4 protein-coding genes are annotated in these 6,000 nt (G+C 68.4%); 2 read left to right on the forward strand and 2 right to left on the reverse strand.

Translation table 11 applies throughout. From position 1 onward, the window contains the following. Nucleotides 1-230: 230 nt before the first annotated feature. On the reverse strand, nucleotides 231-2,828 hold the full coding sequence (gene uppS, locus ABZY33_RS22165) for a polyprenyl diphosphate synthase (RefSeq protein WP_356493342.1): 2,598 nt from the start codon (nucleotides 2,826-2,828) through the stop codon (nucleotides 231-233). A gap of 508 nt (nucleotides 2,829-3,336) precedes the next feature. Continuing rightward, nucleotides 3,337-3,990, reverse strand: coding sequence for an ABC transporter ATP-binding protein (locus tag ABZY33_RS22170; RefSeq protein ID WP_356493348.1), 654 nt, complete (start codon nucleotides 3,988-3,990; stop codon nucleotides 3,337-3,339). A 597-nt stretch (nucleotides 3,991-4,587) separates the two neighbouring features. Between ABZY33_RS22170 and ABZY33_RS22175 the strand changes: the two genes are divergently transcribed. Together ABZY33_RS22175 and ABZY33_RS22180 are read left to right on the forward strand one after the other, a co-directional pair. Next, nucleotides 4,588-4,830, forward strand: coding sequence for a hypothetical protein (locus tag ABZY33_RS22175; RefSeq protein ID WP_356493343.1), 243 nt, complete (start codon nucleotides 4,588-4,590; stop codon nucleotides 4,828-4,830). Nucleotides 4,831-5,084: 254 nt separating this feature from the next. Further along, a partial coding sequence (locus ABZY33_RS22180) for an RNA-binding protein (protein ID WP_356493344.1) occupies nucleotides 5,085-6,000 on the forward strand: 916 nt, incomplete at its 3' end.

Here is a 6,000-nt window from a genome sequence, read left to right on the forward strand (position 1 = left end):
TGCTCGTGTTGAAGGGCGTCGGTGACGTGGTCTGCTCAGCGGTGCTGGTTGGTTGGGGCGGTCGTGCGCTGGGGTGCGCTCGATGACGCTCGATTGGGTTGGAGCGGGATTCCGTGAGTGGGGCGTTGGCCGTGGCGCAGATGATTCCGGGGTCACCGTGGACCTCGACCGTGAACGGGACGGGGTCGAGGTCCTCGAAGGACAGGGTGGCCAGTACAGGTCACGCATGATCACCTGATGCGGGCTTGTTCGTCGGGGGTGGTGGGTGGGGAGGGGTTGGTGCCGAAGCGACGGTCGCGGCGGGTGTAGGTGTCGATGGCCTGCCACAGGTGGGTGCGGTCGGTGTCCGGCCACAGGGTGTCGAGGAAGACGAGTTCGGCGTAGGTCGACTGCCAGGGCAGGAAGTTCGAGGTGCGCTGTTCGCCGCCGGTGCGGATGAGCAGATCCACGTCCGGCAGGTCGGGGTGGTGGAGGTGGGCGGCAAGGTGGCGGGGGGTGATGTCGTCGGGCTGGATGGTCCCCGCGGCCGCTTGACGGGCGAGTTCGCATGCGGCTTGGGTGATTTCGCTGTGGCCGCCGTAGTTGATGCACATGTTCACGGTCAGGCCGGTGCGGTGGCGTGTGAGGTGCTCGGTCTGGCGCAGCGCGTGCACCAGGTCCGGTGGCAGTCCTTCGGGGAGGCCGGACCAGCGCAGCTGGACGTCGCGTCGCCAGACTTCCTCGGTTTCCATGACGAGGCAGTCCTTGATCAGGCGCAGGATGGCCTGGATCTCAGCGGCGGGGCGTGCCCAGTTCTCCGAGGACAGGGTGTACAGGCTGAGGTGGGGCAGGCCGATTTCGAGGGCGCCGTAGATGACGTCCCGCACCGCGAGCTGGCCGGCTTTGTGGCCGGCGGTGCGCGGCTGGCCTTGGTGGGTGGCCCATCGTCCGTTGCCGTCCATGATGATCGCCACGTGTTGGGGGATCAGGTGGGCGGGGAGTTGGGGCGGCTGGACACCACTGGGGTGGGGCACCGGTGGGAGCGGAGGGGGCGTGCGCGCTGTGTCGTGGTCGCCTTCTGCGGGGTGCGGCAGGTGGATGGTGGCACGAGGGGTGGCAGCGATCTGGGTGTGGCGGTGCCAGGACCTGGCCGTGCGGAGTCGGCCGCGGGCCAGCGTGAGGTGGAAGCGGACCGGGTTAGCCCGGGAGCGGCTCTGCAGCAGTGCGTGGGGTTGGCGGTCGATGCGGTCCAGTTCGAGCAGGTGGAGGTCGATGACGGTCTGCAGGGCTGCGGCCAGGGGTGGGTGCTGGGCGCCGACGGTCGCGGCCTGAGCCAGCCACTGGCGGGCCTGGGCGGTCATGGCATGAACCATGTCGGCATACCGGCCGTCCGCCCGGCCGTGGGCGAGGTCCTCAGGGCTGACGTCGTGCTCGTCGAGCACGACGGCGGGCAGCCTGACGAAGCCCTCCTCGGCGTCTTCCCGTAGGTCGCGCAGCGCGTCGATGAGGTTGAGCGCGTCGGTCCACACGCGCAGTGCCTGGGCGTCGTCGGGCGTGAAGGCCAAGCCGGGGGTGGTGAGCAGGGCCATCAGGCGCTTCACGCCGAAGGGGAAGGTGATGGTGTGCCAGTAGGTGTACCAGTCGTCCCAGGAGGTGATGGCGCTCTGGCCTTTGGCGTCCTGGCGGTATACGGCGTTGGCTGCCGTTACTCCGTCGCTCGGCAGGTCCCAAGTCCATACGGCGTGCACGAGGGCCGCGCGCAGGGGGTCTTCGCTGTGGCCTGCCCGCAGATCGACCTCCAGTAGTCCGCTGAATCGGCTGACGCGTTCGACTCGTTCCTGCCGGTCGAGGTGCTGGGTGTCGGAGAGGTCGTCGATGTGCCGGCCGTATCCGTACATGGCCCAGAACAACGGTCGCAGCCGGCCGGGCAGGAGCTTGGTGAGAGCTGCTTCTACCGGACCCGACCGGTGCATCAGGCGACGGCAGATTTCGTAGCCGGTGAGGACCGTGGGGTCGTGGATACCGGCTTGGCGGTAGACATACATGCGGACCGGGTGCAGTAGACGCAGGGCGATCTGGCGGCCGCGGGGCCTGGTGGCGCGCCCGCCCAGCAGTCTCTGTGTGATGGTGCGCCGGCTGGTGCGGGCGGTGAAAGCAGCCAGGCCTGCGGCGGTCAGTCCTGCCGACCAGCACAGGCCGAGCAACAGGTGCCGCCAGGGGGTGTGGGTGAGGTCGACCGCGGACACGGCGGACTGCATCGCCCCGTAGGCGGGCAGCCACTTCAGCAGCGGACTGTCCGCAGAAGGGTTGGCGACGGGGTTCTGCAGCGTCAGATCGATGAAGCTCAGCATGATGACGGCAAACATCCCCGCCAGCTCACTGCGCAGCAGCGCCGCCAGGAGGATCCCGACGCCCCCGTACGTCAGGGCTCCCACCATGAACGCCGCCGCCAGGACGTCCAGGCGCTCAGGCCGGTAGAAGAAGCACACGCATGCCGTGGCATACGAGGCGGTCAGTGCCGCGGTGAGGAGCAGTACGGTGCTGCGAGCCAGCAGCAGGCAGATGCGCGGGTAGCCGGCGAGCACCATGCGGTGGTCGAATTCCGCGGAGCGGCTGGCAGCGAGGAACATCATGAACCCGACGATCAGCCCGAGGGAGTGCAGCCCACCGGACAACTGGCTGACCGTGTTGGCACCCAGGGCCACGGGCTGATCGGCCGCGCGCAGGAAGAACCGGACCGGATCGCTGGGCAGGACCTGGTAGGCGAGCGTCAGCCACAGCGGAACGAAGAAGAGCACCAGGACTAGCGCGAGCCGGTTGCGGGCCTGCTCCAGCGCAGCGTGGCGCACCGTTGTCCCCAGACACCGCCCCCACCACCTCATGCGGCACGCCCGGTGACGCCGCGTCGGGCGGCGGTCGGGGTGCCGTCCTGCGACCGGGGCAGGTGGCCAGGGTTGTGCTGGGTCGTTGACACTTTCACTCCACGAATTCGGTGGGAGGCCGACTCTGGCCCCAGGGGTGCGCACGGGTGACAGGACACGGTCACTGCGAGAGCACGCCTGTCATGCGGTTCGGTTGTGTACGGCCTGGATCAGGTCGCGCAGCGTGAATGCCGCCGTGACAGGCAGGTGGGCGCGGTTCAGGCGTTCCAGGGCCTGGTGGTGGCGCTCTTGGAGGAGGTCTTCCACCGCTTGGCGGGCGCCGCACTCCTCCAGCACCCCCTGGACGCGGGCTGCCGTATGGGCGTTCAGATCCGCAGCGCCGCCCGTGCGGAGAAGCAGTTCCTGACCGGCCCGGTCCGCCCGGTTGAACTGGAGGCGTCGTCGTGCACCGCGGTGACCGGAGACTGCCGTCGGCTCATGCGACCCTTCCCGCGGCGCTGCTGTGGTCGACGGCCAGAACGCCGTCCTGGAGCCGGTGCAGCACGTCCAGACGCTCGCGGTCGTAGGCGAGGTGGGAGACGACCACGACCGCCCGGCCCCGCTCCCTCAGCCTCTGAGCGATGTCCCAGAACCGCAGGTAGGTCTCCCAGTCGAAACCCTGATACGGCTCATCCAAGAGCAGCACCTCAGGGTCGTGCATGAGCCCCAGGGCCAGGTTCAGCTTCTGCCGTGTCCCGCCGCTGAGCGTGTGCATGCGGCTGCGAGGGCTCTCGTCGAAGCCCAGCTCTTCCAGCAGCTCCCTCACGCGCGCACAGCTTTCGAGCCGGTAGGCGGCCTGGAAGGACCTCACGTGCTCAGCGACCGTGAATGCCGGGTGCAGCACAGTGTTCTGCGGGCAGTATCCGATCCGCCCTCGGCACTGGACCGTCCCGCTGTCGCCCGCGGCCTGACCCGCCAAAATGCGCAGCAGTGTGCTCTTGCCGGCGCCGTTCGCGCCGACGATGCCCAGCAGACAGCCCCGCGGCACGTCCAGGCTTACCCCGCGCAATACCGGGCGCCGGCCATAAGCCTTACGGACGTCATGGAGACGCAGAAGGGTACCTGCGGACGCCCGGGTTGAATTGTTCACACCATAAGCAACGACTGGGCTGCGCGATGGTAGCGCGGTAACAAGCGCTCCATAGCGTGCGATCAGCACCCGACGTCCACGGTGCCACCCATCAACCCTGCGAACCCGCTCGCAAAGCCCGCCCCTGGCACCTCCGACACTCGGGTTCAAGCGTGGGCACTCCCCAGATTCCGCGAACCCGCGTGCTTCTCGCAGGCCGGCGCGGAAGCGACCGGTGCGCAGGTCCTCGACGAAGGCCGCCACGGTCTGGCGGAAGCGGTGGCGCTGTTCTGGGGTGAGGCGGTCCAGGTCGGTGGCGAAGCGCGGCAGGGTCTCGTAGGTCGGCACGTCGGTCCTCCGGGCAGCATGAAGCCCCCGGGGTTGCCGGGGGCGGAGAGTGGGTGACGTGGTGCAGGGCGCGGCGTCTTTGGCCGCCGGGTGCTGGGAGCGGTACGTAGATGCGTGCTCGTTGACGGTGGAGTCGTCTAATGGCGGCTTTCGGTGTCGTTGAGGCGCGTATGGCCGGCTGCCGCGCAGCAGTTACATGGCTTTGGTGGTGTTGGGTGTGGTCTGCGTGCGTTGGGGCTCACCGAGGGCGCGGAGGTGTTCGAGCGGTAGTTGGAGCTGCTGGTTCGCGAGGGCTGGCACCTGGACGCCGACTGCATCGAGCACGATCTCCTGGACGACGGCGTCGACGCGGCCGCGCCCGTCGGCTCCCGGATGGCCGTCAGCGCCACAGACCAGGCCCTGCTCTGCCCGAAGCCGGACGAGGACCAGGCCGCGGCCGGGATACAAGTTCGCGCACGACAAAGGCCCGGGCGCCGGGCCCGGGCCTTCCGTCTTACGATGGCGACCAAGTGAGTCGAGTGCCTACCTCGGTTATGTCGTTGAGCCGAAGCTCAGGAGTTGTCACCAGCGGGACCGGCTGAGCTGGTGAGTGGGGACGACCGAGGCAGCCTGGTTGTCACACGCGAGGCATCCGACTTGTCACAGGCGCTCATTCGGCAGTCTTTCGGTCACCAGAAAGACCTGTCGGGCCGTGTAGCGGAACTGGGAACTGCGAGTTCGGCTCGGGACCTACGCTGGCGCTACCTTCCACCTTGTCCAGGAGTAGCATGCCGCCTGCCTTCGTTCACCGGATCACGAAGTACGACCCCGCCGACCGTGACGAACACGGCAGCTACCGGGGCGCGGAGGAGGCGGCCAGTGACCACGGGCCAATCGAGGCCGCATACCTGGAGGCAATCTCCGCGTTCGCGGAAGCTGCGGGCATCGACCGGCTGGAGATCCGTGAGCCCTCCGTCACCGGGATCGTCCACTTCGGTGCCCAGCCGGCGGTCGAGGGACACGGTCTTAGCGGGCTCTTCCCGGCTGACCTCACCGGTTACCACGACGGAGCCGAGGTCTCATTGGCGGTAGCCCTGGAGCTGATCCGCGGCATGCTCCGTGAGCAGGGCGCCTGGTGTCGGCTGGAGGCGGGAGACGCTTTTACCGTGCACGTCGGATGGGACCAGTACGTGTACGTGGGCAGCGACCGACCCTGCACGGACGCCGTGGCCCGTACGCGGGAACTCGGCCTCTTCGCGGAACAGCTGCCGGCCTCCCCTTACGCCGCGGAACCTGAGGTGACAGAAGCCGCCGACGAAGGCTTCTGGGCGTCGGTACGCACCGAGCTGGCGACGCGACAGGGCCTGCTCCTGGAGGAAACCCACATCGTCAACGCCACACGCTGGCACCGTCTCACCACGGAAAACCTCAACACGGTGCGCGCCGGTCTCGGCCCGCGCGCCCTGCTCACCGTCTGGCCCGACCTGCAACCCGACGTCGGCGCGGTCCTGAGCGCACTGCCGTCCGAATGGCACATCGAGTTCGTCTGGGAGACGAAGGACGGAACTGTCAGAGACGTGACCGTCGATGAGACCCAGTACCAGGAGCTCGCTGCCCTGGTAGCCGACGCGCGAGCGGCCTGCGCCCTGTCCCTCTACACCGACGAACGCAGTCCACTGCTCCAAGCCGTTCTACCCGACAGCG

This window comes from Streptomyces sp. NPDC006552 (assembly GCF_040611655.1).
Classification (GTDB): Bacteria; Actinomycetota; Actinomycetes; order Streptomycetales; family Streptomycetaceae; genus Streptomyces.